The 18,305-nt window shown below is 39.6% G+C and carries 13 protein-coding genes; 7 read left to right on the top strand and 6 right to left on the bottom strand.

The annotated features are described in order from the left end of the window. Nucleotides 1-76 precede the first annotated feature (76 nt). Nucleotides 77-712, bottom strand: a complete 636-nt coding sequence (locus ACE1CC_RS35190) for an EF-hand domain-containing protein (protein ID WP_413275086.1) — start codon at nucleotides 710-712, stop codon at nucleotides 77-79. Nucleotides 713-954: 242 nt separating this feature from the next. Beyond that, nucleotides 955-2,325: a guanine deaminase gene (guaD, locus tag ACE1CC_RS35195; protein WP_413275087.1), complete on the bottom strand. Its 1,371-nt coding sequence runs from the start codon at nucleotides 2,323-2,325 to the stop codon at nucleotides 955-957. 160 nt (nucleotides 2,326-2,485) lie between these two features. Here guaD and ACE1CC_RS35200 point away from each other — a divergent pair, with 160 nt between their 5' ends. Beyond that, a complete protein-coding gene (locus ACE1CC_RS35200; protein WP_413275088.1) occupies nucleotides 2,486-3,934 on the top strand; it encodes an NCS2 family permease in 1,449 nt (482 codons plus the stop codon). A 143-nt stretch (nucleotides 3,935-4,077) separates the two neighbouring features. Here the strand turns inward: ACE1CC_RS35200 and pflA are convergent, their stop codons facing one another. From pflA to adhE, 3 genes are all read right to left on the bottom strand, one after another. Continuing rightward, on the bottom strand, nucleotides 4,078-4,848 hold the full coding sequence (pflA, locus tag ACE1CC_RS35205; RefSeq protein ID WP_413275089.1) for a pyruvate formate-lyase-activating protein: 771 nt from the start codon (nucleotides 4,846-4,848) through the stop codon (nucleotides 4,078-4,080). A gap of 260 nt (nucleotides 4,849-5,108) precedes the next feature. Then, nucleotides 5,109-7,397, bottom strand: a complete 2,289-nt coding sequence (gene pflB / locus ACE1CC_RS35210) for a formate C-acetyltransferase (protein WP_459563956.1) — start codon at nucleotides 7,395-7,397, stop codon at nucleotides 5,109-5,111. A 390-nt stretch (nucleotides 7,398-7,787) separates the two neighbouring features. After that, the gene (gene adhE / locus ACE1CC_RS35215) at nucleotides 7,788-10,469 is read right to left on the bottom strand and encodes a bifunctional acetaldehyde-CoA/alcohol dehydrogenase (protein WP_413275090.1); all 2,682 of its coding nucleotides are present in this window, start codon (nucleotides 10,467-10,469) and stop codon (nucleotides 7,788-7,790) included. A 1,100-nt stretch (nucleotides 10,470-11,569) separates the two neighbouring features. Here adhE and ACE1CC_RS35220 point away from each other — a divergent pair. Together ACE1CC_RS35220 and ACE1CC_RS35225 are read left to right on the top strand one after the other, a co-directional pair. Next, nucleotides 11,570-12,358: an MBL fold metallo-hydrolase gene (locus ACE1CC_RS35220; RefSeq protein WP_413275091.1), complete on the top strand. Its 789-nt coding sequence runs from the start codon at nucleotides 11,570-11,572 to the stop codon at nucleotides 12,356-12,358. A 79-nt stretch (nucleotides 12,359-12,437) separates the two neighbouring features. Next, the gene (locus ACE1CC_RS35225; protein WP_413275092.1) at nucleotides 12,438-13,262 is read left to right on the top strand and encodes an SDR family oxidoreductase; all 825 of its coding nucleotides are present in this window, start codon (nucleotides 12,438-12,440) and stop codon (nucleotides 13,260-13,262) included. Between the two features lie 406 nt (nucleotides 13,263-13,668). Here ACE1CC_RS35225 and ACE1CC_RS35230 read toward each other — a convergent pair whose 3' ends face one another. Beyond that, the gene (locus ACE1CC_RS35230; RefSeq protein WP_413275093.1) at nucleotides 13,669-14,106 is read right to left on the bottom strand and encodes a secondary thiamine-phosphate synthase enzyme YjbQ; all 438 of its coding nucleotides are present in this window, start codon (nucleotides 14,104-14,106) and stop codon (nucleotides 13,669-13,671) included. 112 nt (nucleotides 14,107-14,218) lie between these two features. Between ACE1CC_RS35230 and ACE1CC_RS35235 the strand changes: the two genes are divergently transcribed. From ACE1CC_RS35235 to ACE1CC_RS35250, 4 genes are all read left to right on the top strand, one after another. Continuing rightward, entirely contained in the window at nucleotides 14,219-15,076 is an 858-nt protein-coding gene (locus ACE1CC_RS35235) for an alpha/beta fold hydrolase (RefSeq protein WP_413275094.1), read from the top strand. Nucleotides 15,077-15,106: 30 nt separating this feature from the next. Beyond that, nucleotides 15,107-16,840: an ABC-ATPase domain-containing protein gene (locus tag ACE1CC_RS35240; RefSeq protein ID WP_413275095.1), complete on the top strand. Its 1,734-nt coding sequence runs from the start codon at nucleotides 15,107-15,109 to the stop codon at nucleotides 16,838-16,840. 210 nt (nucleotides 16,841-17,050) lie between these two features. Next, nucleotides 17,051-17,545 carry a hypothetical protein gene (locus ACE1CC_RS35245; RefSeq protein WP_413275096.1) on the top strand — a complete coding sequence of 165 codons (495 nt, stop codon included), beginning with the start codon at nucleotides 17,051-17,053 and terminating at the stop codon, nucleotides 17,543-17,545. A 153-nt stretch (nucleotides 17,546-17,698) separates the two neighbouring features. After that, entirely contained in the window at nucleotides 17,699-18,100 is a 402-nt protein-coding gene (locus ACE1CC_RS35250; RefSeq protein WP_413275097.1) for an acyl-CoA thioesterase, read from the top strand. Nucleotides 18,101-18,305 lie beyond the last annotated feature (205 nt).

Consider the following 18,305-nt stretch of genomic DNA (forward strand, 5'->3'; position numbering starts at 1 on the left):
CGTACTAAAAATTGGACTTCAGAAAAAACTCCAAAGTCCAATTTAAAAATAAGCTTAGAAAAATGTAGTAAATGAATTACATTTGACCAGTCGCTTCTTCCTTAGTCAAGCTACCATCGCTATCTTTATCGAGTTGCTTGAACTTTTTCTGGGCATCTTCCTTGCTGAGTTTGTCAGCAGAAACCGCTTTCTCAGTGTAGAAAGCGACAAACTCTTCAGTAGTAATTTTACCTGCCTTGTTAACATCAATTTCTGTAAAAGTTGCCACAGGAATTAATTCAGATGCACCAGTTGCCGCCGTTGTAGAATCAGCACTTCCAGCCGGAGATTCAGTAGTGCTAGCTGTTGTAGAATCAGCAGTTCCAGCCGGAGAAGCAGCGGTAGTGGTATCTGTGGTAGAAGCAGCAGGAGTTTCAGTGCTAGCAGTTGTAGCATCAGCAGATGGAGTAGAAGCGGAAGCTGCTACAGTAGGTGTGGCGTTGCTAGCAGTGGACTCAGCGGCGGTAGGCGCGGTGTTAACCGAAGAGTCGGCTACGGGAGAAGCAGCGCTGGGAGTTGTAGAACCTGCTACAGGAGATACAGCGCTAGGATTGGGAGAATTTGCTGCAGGAGAAGAGGGGGTTTCGGTTTTCTGACCACAGCTTGATAATAAAGCAGCGGAAGCAACCAAACCAAACAATGCTGTACCGACAAAAGAAACTTTACGCATCATATAATCAGCTTTTTTTCGCCTGGAATATTCTTGTTGAAAAACTTTAAGGCTTGAGAATACCCACAAGCATTTTTTTGCCTCAAAGTCCAATATTGAATTAAAACATAACTTAACATAATTTATCAAATGTATATATTTTCCCGAAGCATTTTTACATTTATATAAATAAATCCTATAGCTTTCCGGGTAATCGGGTAGGGTTGGCAGCGGAAAGCCATCTTTCCCAGATTTTCTCCCTTTATTTAATTGACGTTTTTCTTGCTATATGCTAATTCGCCAGCAATGTAAGTTGCCCGAATCGTTCTATCATCACCAAGTATCATCATAGTGAATGCTTTTTCGGCAATTTCCGCTTTAGTTTTCGCGGGGGGAGTTTGGGAATTTCGTAATGCCATTAAAGGAGTTGCTTGCAAATCCAAAACGATAAAATCAGCCTCTTTTCCTACATCAAAATTGCCGATTTTATCTTCTAAACATAATGATTTAGCACCGCCCAAAGTTGCCAAAAATAAGGCTTTAAATGATGAGAGTTTTTCACCTTGTAACTGTATTATTTTATAAGCCTCATTTGTGGTTTGTAACATCGAAAAACTCGTGCCGCCGCCGACATCTGTACCTAATCCAACTTTCACTGGATTTTCTATAGATTTAGCTTGAAAAAGTTTAAACAGTCCACTACCTAAAAATAGGTTAGAAGTAGGACAAAAAGAAATAGCCGACTTTGCCTCAGATAACCTTTGAAATTCATCATCTCGCAGTTGTAATCCGTGAGCAAAAATTGATTTTTCTTTAACTAACCCCGCTCGATCGTAAACATCTAAATAACCTTTACTTTCTGGGTAAATTTGAGCAACTAATTCAACTTCTTTGACGTTTTCTGATAAATGAGTATGTAAATAAACGTCAGGAAATTCTTCTAACAACTTTCTCGCCATTTCCAGTTGTTCTTCAGTCGAAGTAACAGCAAAGCGAGGAGTAACAGCATAAAGTAACCTGCCATTTTTATGCCATTTTTGAATTAGTTTTTTACTGTCTTGATATGAACTTTCAGCAGTATCTCGCAAAAAATCTGGCGCATTTCGATCCATCATTACTTTACCGGAAATCATTCGCATATTGCGCCGACTTGCTTCTGCAAAAAAAGCCTCAACTGATTGGGGAAAAACCGCAGCAAAAACTAAAGCTGTAGTCGTCCCATTTTTAATTAATTCATCCAAAAAGAAAGAGGCAATTTTTTGAGCATAATCTTTATCTTTAAACTTACCTTCAACAGGAAAAGTATATTTATTCAACCATTCTAAAAGTTGTTCGCCGTAAGCAGCAATCATTTCCGTTTGGGGAAAATGAATGTGGGTGTCAATAAATCCGGGCATAATTAAGCAGTCGGGATAAGCAGTTATTGGTATTGCTGCGTATTTATCTTTCAGTTGTTCATATTCACCCAATTCTTTAATGTAACCATTTTCCAAAATTAGTAAACCATCAGGGATATAGCGGGCGCTTTCTAATTCGTCCGGGACAAAAAAGGGATCTTCGATAAAATCAAGAAAACTACCTCTAATCGCTTTCAAGGATGTACTGTAAGGTTCTGTTTGTAGGGAAATAGTAGACATTTTCTGATTTAGTTAAGAGTAATTATTAGCGGCGAATAGAACAATTTACAATATATCAATGATGCAGTAATGTGTCTAAAGTAACAATTTTCTGGTAAACAAAGAAGTAGGATTGAAACTTTCTAATATAATCTTTTCGGAGAAGTTTCAGGTAGTTGAAATGAGCAAAAATATGGATGATTTGAGTGACATAGAATTAACAAGGCAGACCGAACCACCAGAGGAACCAGAATTGACGGGATGGAAAGGTGCGATCGCCAAATTTTTCCAATTTAGAAAGTATCATACCAACTTTCGCACGGAAATATTAGCAGGGCTGACCACCTTCATGACAATGGCATATATTTTAGTGGTCAACCCGTTAATTTTATCCGATGCAATTTTTCTCAATCAACCGAGAGATTTATTCACAGAATTAGTAGTCGCCACCGCTATTTCCACAGCAATTGGTAGTTTAGTAATGGCATTGTACGCCAACTATCCTTTTGCGATGGCACCAGGGATGGGATTAAATGCTTTCTTTGCCTATTCCGTAGTTTTAACATTAAAAATTGACTGGCGTTTAGCACTGTCAGCAATATTAGGTGAAGGGCTAATTTTTATTGCATTAACTCTCACCAGTGTCCGACGACAAATTGTTAACGCCATTCCCTTAGTGATGAAATCTGCTACTTCGGTAGGGATTGGTTTATTCATTGCTTACATTGGATTATCGGGCGATCCAAAAGTAGGCGGGGCAGGGATAATTGTCGCTAATCAAGCTACTAAAACAGGTTTTGGTAACTTAAAAGAACCTGCAACTTTAATGGCAATTCTTGGTATTTTTATTGCCGCTGCTTTCATGGCGCGGCGGATTAAAGGTGCTTTACTTTGGGCAATTTTAGCAACGGCAATTTTGGGGTGGATTTTAGGTGTTACCCCTTGGCCCCAAGGAATTGTCGAAATCCCCGCATTTCCTACAGATTTATTTGGACAAGCATTCCTGGGAATCACCCAATTAAATGCGAACAATTGGATGGATTTTATTGCAGTTTTGCTAGTGTTTTTATTCGTGGATTTGTTCGATACAGTGGGAACGCTTGCTGGTGTGGGATTGCGGGCAGGTTATGTTAATGAAAAAGGCGAAATGGATCGGGTAGATGAAGCTTTGCTTGCTGATGCAGTTGGCACAACAGCAGGGGCAATTATGGGGACTTCTACTGTTACGACATTCGCTGAATCTGCTGCTGGTGTAGAAGTAGGAGGACGCACAGGTTTTACCGCTTTAGTTGTGTCATTGTTGTTCATTGCTTCCATGATTTTCATCCCGATTTTTAAAGCAATTCCGCCTTATGCTACGACACCTGCTTTAGTAATTACTGGGGTGTTAATGATGTCTGCGATTACTAGTATTCGTTGGGGAGATCCCGCAGAATCAATTCCAGCATTTTTGACAATCTTTTTGATTCCTTTAACTTATTCGATCGCCACTGGTTTAGCAGCTGGTTTTATCAGCTATCCACTAATTAAAAGCTTCCAAGGAAAAGTGCGGGAAGTGTCGATCGCAACTTGGATTTTAGCTGCTGTATTCGTGGCAAGATTTGTGTTTATGTCTACTCGTTTCGGTTGATTTTAAGTAGGTGTAAATAAATAAAGTGATAATAGTTATTTAAGGATGGGGCGGGCAGGATGCCCACCCCACAAGAAAGCTGTAACTTTTGTGGGGCGGGCATCCTGCCCGCCAAAGTTTTCACTTTATTTATATCTACTTACTTACTGCACTTTTAACCCATATTTCCGAAAGGTATTCATCACCGATTCTACTTGTTCTGGGGTCGGTGATTCAGTATTTTTTAGCTGATATTCATAACCCATTTGTTCCCATTTGTATTCGCCCATTTTATGAAAAGGTAGGATTTCGACTTTTTCCACGCAATTTAATGTAGAAATAAATTTGGCTAACCCTTCGACGTTTTCTGCATCATCGGTGAGGTTGGGAACTAATACAAAACGAATCCAAGTTGGTTTGTTAATTTCGTTGAGATGTCGCGCAAATTTTAAGGTTGGTTCAATGGAAACCTTGGTAACTTCGTGATAGATTGCTGGTTTAAAGGATTTGATATCTAGTAATACTAAATCGACGTAATCTAAAACGGGAATTGAGGCGTTGAAATCGGGAAAACCAGAGGTATCTAAGGCGGTGTGAATTCCTAACTCTTTGCAACGGCGAAAGATTTCCCGAACAAATTCTGGTTGTAGTAATGGTTCGCCGCCTGTGATGGTAACTCCGCCGCCGGAAAAGTTCATGTAAGAACGATATTTTTGAATTTCTGAGATTAATTCATCGACGGTGGTTTCTTGACCTCCGCAGGGGTTTCTGGTGTCGGGGTTGTGGCAATATTGGCAACGTAATAAACATCCTTGGGTGAAGATAACAAATCTGATGCCGGGGCCGTCAACTGTTCCGCAGGTTTCTATTGAGTGAATGCGACCTTTTTGGGTGGAGTGGAGGTTGGGGAGTGGTGGGTGGTGAGTTGAGGTCATTTTTTTTGAACCACGAAGAACGCGAAGGGCGCGAAGGAAGAAAGAAGAGTTTTTGAACCGCTTCAGACGCAGGCTCAGATCTTGCACGAGTCCCAAAATCCGCCTGCGAATCAATTCGCAGGCTAATAGCTAAACTCCTCTAAAGAGGACTAAATACTTAGTATTAAAAAGCTTTCTTTCAGTCCATTTTAATGGACTTTAGCTATTAGCCCGGAAATTGATTTCCGGGCGGGCTAAAACGCAGCCCACCTTATTATCAATTAAACGTGCTCATGGAAAGTCCGACTAATCACATCCAATTGTTGTTCGCGAGTCAACTTAATAAAGTTCACTGCATAACCAGAAACCCGAATTGTTAATTGGGGATATGCTTCTGGATGTTCCATCGCATCAAGCAAAGTTTCCCGATCGAAAACGTTAATATTAACGTGATGACCGCCATCGTGGAAGTAACCATCTAACATTCCGACTAAGTTAATGGTTTTTGCTTCTGCGGTTTTTCCTAATGCTTGAGGTACGATCGAGAATGTGTAAGAAATCCCATCTTGGGCGTGTTCATAAGGTAGTTTAGCAACGGAAGCTAATGAGGCGATCGCACCTTTTGTATCTCTTCCGTGCATGGGGTTTGCACCAGGGGCAAAAGGTTCGCCAGCTTTCCTTCCGTCGGGCGTATTTCCGGTCTTTTTGCCGTAAACTACATTAGAAGTAATGGTGAGAATTGATTGAGTTGGAACCGCATTTCGATAAGTTTTTTGTTTGCGGATTTTGTTCATGAAATTCTTCACCAAGTCTACCGCAATACTATCAACGCGATCGTCATTATTGCCGTATTTGGGATAGTCTCCTTCAACTTCGTAATCTACTGCTAAACCTGTTTCGTTGCGAATTACTTTGACCTGACTATATTTAATAGCAGAAAAAGCATCGGCGACGACAGATAACCCAGCAATACCACAAGCCATTGTCCTCAAAATATCGCGATCGTGCAAGGCAAATTCTAACCTTTCGTAGCAATATTTATCGTGCATATAATGGATGACGTTCAAGGTATTGATGTAAGCTTTCGCTAACCAATCTGTCATCAAATCAAACTTCGCCATTACCTCGTTATAGTCTAAATATTCTGAGGTAATTGGTGCTAAAGCAGGGCCAACTTGATCGCCAGCTTTTTCATCTTTTCCGCCATTAATTGCGTAAAGTAAGCATTTAGCTAAGTTAACTCGCGCCCCAAAGAATTGCATTTGTTTGCCAATTCTCATCGCGGAAACACAGCAAGCAATACCGTAATCATCGCCGTAGTTTGGACGCATTAAATCGTCATTTTCGTATTGGATCGAACTCGTATCGATCGACACTTGAGCGCAGTATTTCTTAAAGTTTTCCGGCAAACGAAGCGACCATAAAACTGTTAAGTTTGGTTCCGGTGCAGGGCCTAAATTGTATAGTGTATGTAAGAAGCGGAAGCTATTTTTCGTAACTAAAGGACGACCATCTTCACTAACACCACCAATTACTTCTGTCACCCAAACTGGATCGCCAGAGAATAACTCATTATAAGCAGGGTCACGTAAGAAACGCACCATCCGTAATTTCATTACAAAATGGTCGATTAATTCTTGTGCTTCTACTTCGGTTAAAGTGCCTTTTTCTAAGTCGCGTTGAATATAAACATCCAGGAAAGTTGAAACTCTTCCTAATGACATCGCTGCGCCATTTTGTTCTTTAATTGCACCTAAATAAGCGAAGTATGTCCACTGTACCGCTTCTTTCGCATTTGCTGCGGGACGGCTAATATCAAAACCATAGTTAGCCGCCATTTCTTTGAGTTCTTTTAGCGATCGAATTTGTTCGCTAATCTCTTCCCGTAGTTGAATTACAGTTTCTACAATTGCATCAAATTCTAAAGAATTCAATTGTTCTTGTTTGTCGGTGATTAGGCGATCGACACCGTATAATGCTACTCGACGGTAATCACCAATAATCCGTCCCCGACCATAAGCATCGGGCAAACCTGTAATAATACCAGAGTGTCTGGCTAACCGCATTTCGCGAGTATAAGCATCAAAAACGCCGTCATTATGGGTTTTGCGATATTTGGTGAAAGTCTCCCAAGTACCTTCATCGAGTTGATATCCGTAAGCTTCCAAAGATTTTTTCACAACTCGAATTCCACCAAAAGGCATGATAGCTCTTTTCAGCGGTTTATCAGTTTGGAAACCAATAATTTGTTCTAAATCTTTGTCGAGAAAACCAGGCGCATGGGCGGTAATACTGGTAGGAACTTTAGTATCAACATCTAAGATACCTTTTTCCCGTTCCTGCTTCATTAAATCGCAAACTTTCGCCCACAAATTTGTAGTGCGTTCAGTTGCATTAGCTAAAAAGGAAGCATCTCCAGTATAAACCGTGTAATTCTTTTGGATAAAATCTCTAACGTTTACTTCTTCAGTCCATTTACCAGAAGTAAAACCTTGCCATTCTTCACGAATACCTTTGCTGTTTTGAGGATCTGTAAGTGAAATGTTTTCTTTGACTGGAATTGCAACCATTCTAAAATTCTGTCGCTAAGACAGGAGTCGAAACTTGTTTAATTGATCCGAAGAGTTAATTTTGAACCGCAGATGAACGCAGATAGTAGATATAACTTGACTGTGGGATGGAGAGATTTTGATTTTTAACCACAGATGTCCACAGATAAACACAGATAAACACAGATGTAGATAAAGATTTTTTGTAGGGTAAATAGTATTTTATCTGCGTTTATACTCTCTCCTCTTTCTTCCTCTGTGTCCTCTGCGTCTCTGTGGTTCAATAAAAAAAAGATTCAAGCAAACAGATTGAGTATTATCGGGAAAGGGGATAGGGAAAAAACCCTTATTCTTCAGTTTTCCCAATCCCCAATCTTGTAGGACAGGCATCTTGCCTGTCATTTCCAATCCCTAAACCACAGGTTGCGGATCAGCTTTCACATCTGCTAAACCGATCGCATGACCATTACCATTTCCGTTACTAGAAAACAGACTTTCATCAACCACTGGAGCACCTTCATAAGCATCTTCCAAAAGTTGCTTCAAATCAGTAATTAACGGATAACGAGGATTAGCACCTGTACATTGATCGTCAAATGCTTGATCTGCTAAATGTTCCACCTTGGCATAGAACTCTTGAGGAGTTCCTGCGATCGCCTCTTTAATCGAGGTAGGAAGATCTAACTCACGTTTCAAACTTTCCACCGCTGCAATCAAACTATTAACTTTCTCTTCATCTGTTTCTCCCGGTAATCCTAAATAGCTAGCAATCCGGGCATAACGCCATTTCGCATTAGGATATTTGTATTGTGAGAAAGTAGCTTGTTTGAAAGGTGCATCAGTAGAATTGTACTTGATTACATGAGAAATCATCAAAGCATTAGCTAAACCGTGAGGAACATGGAATACTCCTCCCAATTGGTGCGCCATTGAGTGACAAATTCCCAGGAAGCTGTTAGCAAATGCCATCCCTGCCATTGTTGCAGCGTAGTGTACTTTTTCCCGCGCTTTCGGATCGCTAGCACCATTTTTGTAAGCACTTGGCAGATACTTAAACAGTAAGCGAATTGCTTCTAAAGCTAAACTGTTGGTGTATTCCGAAGCTAACACAGAAACGAAGGCTTCTAAAGCGTGAGTTAACGCATCAATACCACCGTAAGCTGTTAGTCTCTTGGGCATATTTAACACCAATTCTGGGTCAACAATTGCCATTGTTGGTGTCAAAGCGTAATCTGCCAAAGGATACTTGATGTTGGTGCGGCGATCGGTAACAACTGCAAATGGTGTGACTTCTGAACCAGTTCCCGATGTGGTAGGAACAGAAATCATAATTGCTTTATCGCCTAAAGGTGGCAGTTCATAAACCCGTTTGCGGATATCCATAAACCGCATTGCCAAACCTTCAAATTCGATTTCTGGATGTTCGTACAACAACCACATAATTTTTGCAGCATCCATCGGGGAACCACCACCGATCGCAATAATTACATCAGGTTGGAAGGTATTCATCAGTGCTAAACCACGTTGCACTGTTTCTAAAGAAGGATCGGGTTCGACATCATAAAAGACATCATATTTTAAGCCGATTTCATCCAATGTTTCTTCTAAAGAATTGGTAACTCCCAAGTCATACAATGGTTTGTCAGTAACAATAAATGCGCGACGTTTTCCGGCTAATTCTCTAATTGCTACTGGCAATGCGCCATACTTAAAGTAGATTTTTGGTGGGACGCGGAACCACAACATATTTTCCCGTCGTTCTGCTACAGTTTTGATGTTTAGCAGGTGTTTTGGTTCGACGTTTTCACTAATTGAGTTACCGCCCCAAGTTCCGCAACCTAATGTTAATGATGGATCGAGACGGAAGTTGTACAAGTCTCCGATCGCACCTTGCGAAGATGGTGTGTTAATCAAAACCCGGGCAGTTTGTACTTTGTCTTCAAACCATTTGATATGTTCAACATTGGAAGGTGAAGTATAAAGAACTGCGGTATGTCCTCTGCCTCCAAATAATACCAATTGTTCGGCTTTTTCTACCGCATCTTCATAGTCTTTGGCGCGATACATTGCCAAAATTGGCGAGAGTTTTTCAAAAGCGAAAGGTTCATCTGTACCGATTTTCTCAACTTCACCAATGATGACTCTGGTATCTTCGGGAAGATTAACTCCGGCTAATTCTGCTAATTTGCTAACAGGTTGTCCGACAATATCCGCGTTTAATCTTCCGTTGACGATGATTAATTTGGCAAATTTTTCCCGTTCTTCTGGAGTTAGGAAATATGCACCGCGATCGATAAATTCTGATCTGACTTCTTCATAAACATCATCGACGACAATCACTGATTGTTCGCTGGCACAAATCATGCCATTATCGAAAGTTTTACTCAGAATAATCGAGGAAACTGCCATTTTTAAGTGAGCAGAAGAATCGATTAATGCTGGAGTATTTCCGGCACCAACTCCTAAAGATGGGTGTCCTGAAGAGTAAGCCGCCCGTACCATTCCAGGGCCACCTGTAGCTAAAATCAAGTTAATGTCAGGATGCTGCATTAACGCTTGCGAAAGTGGCACGGTAGGTTCATCAATCCAACCGATAATATCATCTGGTGCTCCCGCTGCAACGGCTGCATCAAGAACGATTCTTGCTGCTTCGATCGTGCAATCTTTCGCCCGGGGGTGAGGAGAAAAGATAATCGCGTTGCGGGTTTTCAGCGCAATTAAAGCTTTGAAAATTGCGGTAGAAGTCGGGTTGGTTGTGGGAACAATACCTGCCAAAATCCCTACTGGTTCGGCAATTTTTTGAATCCCAAATGCTTTGTCTTCTTCAATTACGCCGCAGGTTTTGTCACCTTTGTATTTGTTGTAGATAATTTCGGATGCAAAGTGATTTTTGATCACTTTATCTTCAACTACACCCATTCCCGTTTCGGCTACTGTCATTTTTGCCAGGGGGATACGTGCGGTATTAGCTGCTAGTGCGGCTTTCTTAAATATGGTGTCAACTTGTTCTTGAGTGTAAGTCGCGTATTTTCTTTGCGCGGCTTTGACTCGTTGGATAAGTTGCTCTAGTTCTTCATTATTTGTGACTTTCATGGCTACCTCTGGGCAATGTCTCAAATCTAATTGATTCAATCTTGAGAGTTTTGTATTGCAGAAAACCTTTGAGATTAGAAAATACTAAGTAGTCAGTTTTTAGTATTACTGTTTTTGCTTGATTCCGGTATATACCTAATTGAAAGATTTCCTTAAAATTTAGCTGGTGTCTTTTGTAGTGCCTGATGCAATCTCTTTAGTTGATACCTGTATGATATGTTTCATGCTGTTTTCAGAACTTCCTCTGATTGGTTCACCCAAGAGGATGAAGCTAAAGTAAATTTTCTGGAAACTAAACTGAATCAAACTACTATGGACAATTCCTTCTTACTTGGCGGAAACGAAGATACTTTACTTTATCTTCCAACCTCAAGAACACAGCTAATTTTTCTGATTTCTTAAGAATTTCAACTACCTACTTGAATGAAGGGTAAAGCTTTTAGTTTTTCACATCTCCAATGCAGTAATTCTACTAATATTCGGCTCTGAATTTGGCTAGTTGCAGTTGAACTTTTATTCATCGTTAAACCTTTTGCAACCTTTACTGCTTCTTGATTTATTCTAGCAGATTTCATTTTTTTCAGGGCAACCACTGCGAGCAATAAGAGATACTTATGGTAAGTTAATTGCTGGTTGATTGTACTTGGTTAGTTGCTTTTTTTTGTGCAAAGCAAGTTGAACTTTTTCAGTTGAGTTTGGGGAAATATCTTGGAAAACTATAAATCATTTCCTTTCTATTTAACTCACTGCATTCATTCTATCTCTCTTGATTTAAACTTGCTGCCAAGCCTATTCCCTAAGAATGAGTCTTCAATATTACAAAAATGCAGAATTTAAATGGGAAAATTACTGAACTGTTAATGTGCAACTGACTACACATAATCAATTTTTTTACTCTTCTCCTCTTAGTGTCCCCTGGTAAGGGGTTCCTTTATGTGCTGAGTGCCTTTGTTAGGTAATTCTCAACAGTATTTCAGTTTTGTTTTACACCTTAAATACACCCAGATAGCGGAAGGGTGCCAGAATTGAGACGAGCGCACCAAGTTAACATAACGTAATATATGCCTAAAATAAAAAAAGGTGTTATCGGAAAAGTTACTATGTATCTGACCTGGCTGGACAGTAATTCTTGGTTAATTGAAATAGGTAGTAAGAAAATTTTAGTTGACCCTTGGTTGGTGGGATCGTTAGTATTTGGTAATCAGGAATGGTTGTTTAAAGGTTCGCGGAAAAGCGATCGCCAAATTCCCGAACACATTGACTTAATTCTACTCTCTCAAGGCTTGGAAGACCACGCACACCCAGCAACTCTGAAACAACTCAACCGTAACATTCCTGTTATCGGTTCTAAGAGCGCCGCTAAGGTAGTGCAAGAGTTGGGTTATCAGCAAGTAAAAGCCCTAACTCACGGAGAAACTTTTAACTTAAATAATAGCGTAGAAATTAAAGCGGTTCCAGGCTCTCCCATTGGCCCAACTACTTTAGAGAATGGCTACTTATTGAAGGAGTTAGAAAGCGGTTTTACTGTATATTATGAGCCTCACGGTACTCATTCTCCAACTTTAAAAGAAGTTGCGCCAATTGATGTGGTAATTACCCCAATAATCGACCTAGCTTTACCTTTAGTTGGCTCAATTATTAAAGGAACAAAAAGTGCTTTAGAAGTTGCCCAAATGGTTAAACCACAAGTAATGTTACCCACAGCGGCAGGCGGTGATATCGAATTTGATGGTTTACTGCTAAAATTCTTAAAAGCTGTGGGAACTACAGAAGAGTTTCGGGCTAAGTTGGCAGAAAATAATTTGGCAACTAAGGTTTTGGAACCTAAACCTGGCGATCGCATTGAATTGCCTTTAGAACGTCGAGTTGCTAATAGTTTTTCAGCTTAATTCAAGCCAGATCCCCGACAACTTCTGCTTTCGTCGGGGATCTGTGTACCTCACAACGTAGATAAGGATAAGATTGCTGATGAATATTGCTATCATTGGTTGTGGTTATGTTGGTTATAATGTTGCCCGTCTTTGGCAAAAAGATTTGGGTTTTTCTGTGACTACAACTACAACTAATCCTGAACGAGTTAACGAATTAGAAGCAGTTTCTCAAAAGGTTTTTGTAGTTCGCGGAAATGACTCGGAAGGTTTGAAAAAAGTCCTCCAAAATCAAGAAGTTATCTTGTTGAGTGTGGGCGCAAAAAAAGCAAATACTTATGAAGAAACTTATTTACATACTGCCAAAACTCTAGTTCCGCTTTTCCAAGCAAATTCTAGCATCAAGCATCTTATTTATACTGGAACTTACTCGGTTTACGGCGATAAAAATGGCGAATGGGTAGAGGAATCAACGCCGCTTTCACCTACTACCACAAATGGGCAAATTTTAGCGGAAACTGAACAAATTTTACTTTCAGCATCTAGCGATCGTCTCAAGGTTTGTATTCTCAGATTAGGCGGAATTTTTGGCCCAAATAGAGAACTACTAAAAATATTTGGTAGGGCTGCTGGTACAACTCGTCCGGGGGATGGGGAAGATACTACAAATTGGATTCATTTAGATGATATTGTGGGTGCGATCGAATTTGCCAGAAAGCATCAATTAGCAGGTGTTTACAACTTAGTAAATGATGCTTATTTGCCTAGCCGAGAATTGCTCGATCGCCTATTTGAAACCCACAATTTACCCAAAGTTTCTTGGGATGCTTCCCAAAAGAGTAACCGCCCTTACAATGCTAAGGTATCTAATCAAAAAATCAAACAAGCAGGTTATCAATTGATTCATCCACAGATGAGTTTTTGATTCAAAGGAAACAGGGGGTAAGAGGGCGAGTTTTGCTTTAATTTTAGATCTTGCACCAGTCCCAAAATCCGCCTGCGAATCAATTCGCAGGCTAATAGCGAAAGTCCTCTAAAGAGGACTAAATATAATACCAATTCTCTGTAAAATTGAGCTTAATCATTGCCCCTCCCTGTAGACGGGGAGGGGTTTGGGGTGGGGTTAATTAAGCGCATCTTCATAGAGAATTGGTATTAGTATTTAAACACTTTCAGTCCATTAAAATGGACTTGAGCTATTAGCCTGCGAATTGATTCGCAGGCGGGCTAAGACTACAGGTGCAAAATCTCAGTTAATTCTTATGCTGGGATTACAGTATTATCTGCTAAACTCACCCCTACAATTCACAATTTTCCCAGTCCCCAGTCCCTCATTCCCCAATAATTTGCAAAAAAACTGTCCTTTTCCTCGGCCCATCTAAATCAAAAAATAGCACAGATTGCCAAGTACCTAAAGCTAATTTCCCTTCAACAATTGGTACTACTTCACTAGTACTTAAAGTCATCGACATTAAGTGAGAATGGGCGTTCATTGGTTCATCTTCTGGTACAACTCTCAAATGTAAATCATTATGCAAATATTTGTCTGTTTCTGGGGCTAATTTTCGTAAATATACTTTCACATCTTCCAACAATCTTTCTTCGTTCTCATTGATAGCTAAAGCTGTGGTTGTGTGTCGAGAAAAAACTAAAACTTGACCGTTTTTTATCCCTGTATGTTGCAGGAATTCATCAATTAGGGGTGTAATATTAAAAATGCTGATTCCTTCGCTAGTTTCTACTTCAATTATTTTATGGATAATCGGCATAAAAGTGTTTTGTCACCATGACTACATTGTTATTATGGCAGTGCTTGGTAACAGAAATGAATAATCAAAGGAAATTCTTGTAAAATGAATAGGAAGCGATCGCACAACGAAAATGTTTACCCAAGATGCAGTCACTCAACTACGAGAAAAAATTCAGCAAAAAGCGATCGCCACACCTTTAACTAAACAACCAATCTCGACAGCATATATCCAAGCAGGTAAAGGTGGAATTCCCATTTTGTTATTACATGGTTTTGATAGTTCGCTGTTGGAATTTTATCGCCTGTTACCTTTACTAGCTGCTAAAAATGAAACTTGGGCGATCGATTTATTAGGTTTCGGATTTACAGATAGAATTAAAGGCGTTAATTTCAATCCAGCTACTATTAAAACTCATCTCTACTCTTGCTGGAAAACTCTCATAAATCAACCAATGATTTTGTTAGGTTGTTCGCTGGGAGGTGCAGCAGCAATTGATTTTACTATTACCTATCCCCAAGCAGTAAAAAAGTTAATATTAGTTGACAGCGTTGGTTATTCGGGGAGTTTCCCTTTCGGAAAATATCTCTTTCCTCCCTACGATTACTTAGCAGTAGAATATTGGCGACAACGCAAACTTCAAGCCTTAAATCTAGTTAAACTGATTAATAGTAATTCTGCTGATTCATTAGCCCTTAAATCTGTTACATTACATATTGAAATGCCCAGATGGGTAGAAGCAATGATTAGTTTTACTAAAAGTGGCGGCTACAATTGGTTAGGTGATAAAATTGCCCAGATTGATAAATCAACTCTCATCCTTTGGGGCGAGTCGGATGAAACATTGGGAACAGAAGATGCTAAGAAATTTCAGCGAGATATTGCCCATAGTAAACTAATATGGATTAAAGATTGTGGTCATGCACCGCAACTGGAACAACCACAAATAATCGCCGAACATATTCTCGCTTTCGCCCAAGATTCGGACTGACACATCTTTTGTTAAAGATTTCTTTTAATTATGGCTAACCAAGAAAGACTGCGCCAAGAGTTAATCAGATTAGATGGACGTGGATACAAAGCTTACCAAGATATACAAGGAAGTTACGATTTTGCGGATTTTACTTTGATAATCGATCGCGTACAAGGCGATCCTTTTGCTAGTCCCAGTCACATTCGAGTTAAAGTTCCAATGACTGTCGCTAAATTTCCAGCGGAACTTTACCAAACTAAAAGCCGAGAAATCGCTTTACGAGATTATTTAACTCGATATTTTGATGTTTGTACTCAGAAGTTTAAGCAAAAAAGAGGTACTGGAAATAGTGGATTAATTTCTATTTTACCAGTCGGTCAAGAAGTTTTAGAGCGTAATTCTGTAATTATAAATAACGAATTTGTCGAAGTGCGTTTTGTAGTGGGATTACCTGCTGGCGGACGGAGAATTTTAGGCTATCAAGCGATCGAAATGCTTGGCGATCAAGTCCCGCAACTTGTGAATTTAGCACTTAAATATCAGCGTTTAGATGCTAAGAAAATTCAACGTCATGTAGAAACTGTTGAAGATGCAGATTGGCTAAGACAGGAATTAGTAAATAAGGGGTTAGTGGCTTTTGTTGCTGATGGGGCGATTCTACCTCGGCGTAGTGGAGTTGACGATCGACCTTTGGCGGAAAGTGCGATCGCTTTTCAATCCCCAGAATCTTTGAAAGTTGCATTCGATCGTCCCAATCAAGGTTTAATTACTGGTATGGGAATTCCCGCAGGTGTAACCCTAATTGTTGGCGGCGGATATCACGGCAAATCTACCTTATTAAGGGCGATAGAAGTAGGAATTTATAATCACATTCCCGATGATGGTAGAGAGTTTGTAGTTACGAATCCAGCCGCAGTAAAAATTCGTGCTGAAGACGGTAGATCTGTTGCTAACGTTGACATTTCGCCATTTATTAGTAACTTGCCTCAAGACCGTTCAACCACTAACTTTTCAACCACGAATGCCAGTGGTAGCACTTCCCAAGCTGCGAATATTATGGAAGCTTTAGAAGCGGGAAGCAAAGTATTATTAATAGATGAAGATACTGCCGCTACAAACTTCATGATTCGTGACCAAAGAATGCAAGCGTTAATCGCCAAAAATCAAGAACCAATCACCCCATTTATTGATAAAGTCCGGCAATTGTACGCCGATTATAATGTGTCTTCAATCTTAGTAATGGGCGGTAGCGGTGATTATTTTGAAGTCGCAGATACAGTGATGGCGATGCAAAATTTTCAGCCGCAAGATGTGACCGCAAAAGCTAAAGAAATCGCCAATCAATATGCTAACCAAAGACAAGCTGAAGGTGGGGAAAAGTTCGGTCAAATTATGCCACGCATTCCAATTCCTGAAACGATCGATCCTAGCTATCGTCAAAAACAAGTAAGATTAAAAGTCAGAGATGTTGACGAAATGGTATTTGGCGGCGAAGATATTGACTTATCTGCTGTGGAACAAATAGTAGATAAAGCACAGTCGAGGGCGATCGCAGAAGCGATGGTTTATGCAGTTCGAGAATATGCGAATAAAACTGCTACTTTGCCCGAAATTCTTAATCAAATTATGGCAGATATCGAGTCGAGAGGATTGGATATTTTGACTCGTTTCCCGCAAGGAGATTTGGCAGTTTTCCGCAAATTTGAGTTAGCAGCGGCGATTAATCGATTGCGATCGCTAAACTGCCAAAAATCAGACAAAGCTTTACACTCCCCAAAGTAACCAAACTTCACCCAAAAGTGTGAACCAAGCAATAGTAACTTCAGGCTTTAATAAAAGTACAGTAGATGCACCCTGATGAAACCCCTCGAAAGAGGGGTTTTTTGTTTATGAGCTTCCCAAAACCTTACAGTTAAATTACAATAATTGCTAACAACTAAATATTTTGCGAATATTGAATTAAGCAACATAACTTACTTTTAAGTAGAAAATATGATTCAGTTCTTACGTTTTGTAGGCTTGACTTCCCCATTATTAGCAGTTCAAACCTTGGCTTTGATGTCAGTTCAAGTCCTGGCTGTTTCCTTTACGCCAACAGCAACAACTAGAAACTCCCAGGAAATATTAGTAGCAAATAATCAGCGAATTTTACAAATAATTCCCCAATTAGACGGTAATGCCTATTTAATGGGTAACGGTGGTACATTCGTCGGTTTAGTTTCTAGCGATCGCACCGCTAGTAATTCTATTTGCAATCCTTCAGGGCCTTTTGGTAGTCGAAATGGCGTATTAAGTATTAGAAACCGAGCGGGAAATTTAGGTAATTTGTTCTCCCAAATAAGTGCTTACAATAGTAATGCTAACCAGCCACCCATCTTAATTTACCAAGGCAAAAGGATGGTTTTTTTAACTAAAAATACCAGGTTAGATAAAACTCTTGATCCAGATCTATTGTTGGATACTTTGTGTCCGAGAAATTCTCTATAAATCAAAATTTCCTGAATGTTAAAAACCCGGTTTCTCTCTATTAATTTACTATTAACTGCACACCCAAATCCCAGAAACCGGGTTTTTGTTGTCGGGAGAGAGTCAAAGTTTTATATTTAGCTTTCTTGAGGTTATTAAGGTTAGGCTGAAAATATGCCCTTTACTTATAATCGTACTATCCGCTTTCAAGACACTGACGCAGCTGGCGTTGTTTACTTTGCCAATGTTTTAGCAATTTGCCATGAAGCTTATGAAGAATCCCTAAATGTATCTAACATTAATCTTCAGCTATTTTTTAGAAACAATGATTTTGCTATTCCCATTGTTCATGCTAGTGTTGACTTTTTGCGTCCGATGTTTTGTGGCGATCGCATATCAATCAACCTATCACCTAACCAATTAAACCCCCAAAAATTTGAAATCAACTATCAAATTATCACCCCAGAAAACGAGATAATATCTAAAGCAATTACCAGACATATTTGTATCGATCCAACTACAAGAACCAGAAAAGAATTACCATTAGAAATGATTCACTGGTTACAAGTTACTTAAAACCGGGTACGTTGTTGGGCATTTGAACAAAAAAGAAAAAAGCAAAAAAGCAAACAAAAAACAACAAATAAATATTTTTATATATACAAATAAAATACCCATAAAAAAATTACCATTTTAATTTATCCACTGTTAAAAATTTAATAAAAACCGGTTACTTTTTTGCGATTTAGCGATATCGGTAAGTGCGCTAATGCGCAACAAC

The organism is Floridaenema aerugineum BLCC-F46 (assembly GCF_041929345.1).
Lineage (GTDB): Bacteria > Cyanobacteriota > Cyanobacteriia > Cyanobacteriales > Aerosakkonemataceae > Floridanema > Floridanema aerugineum.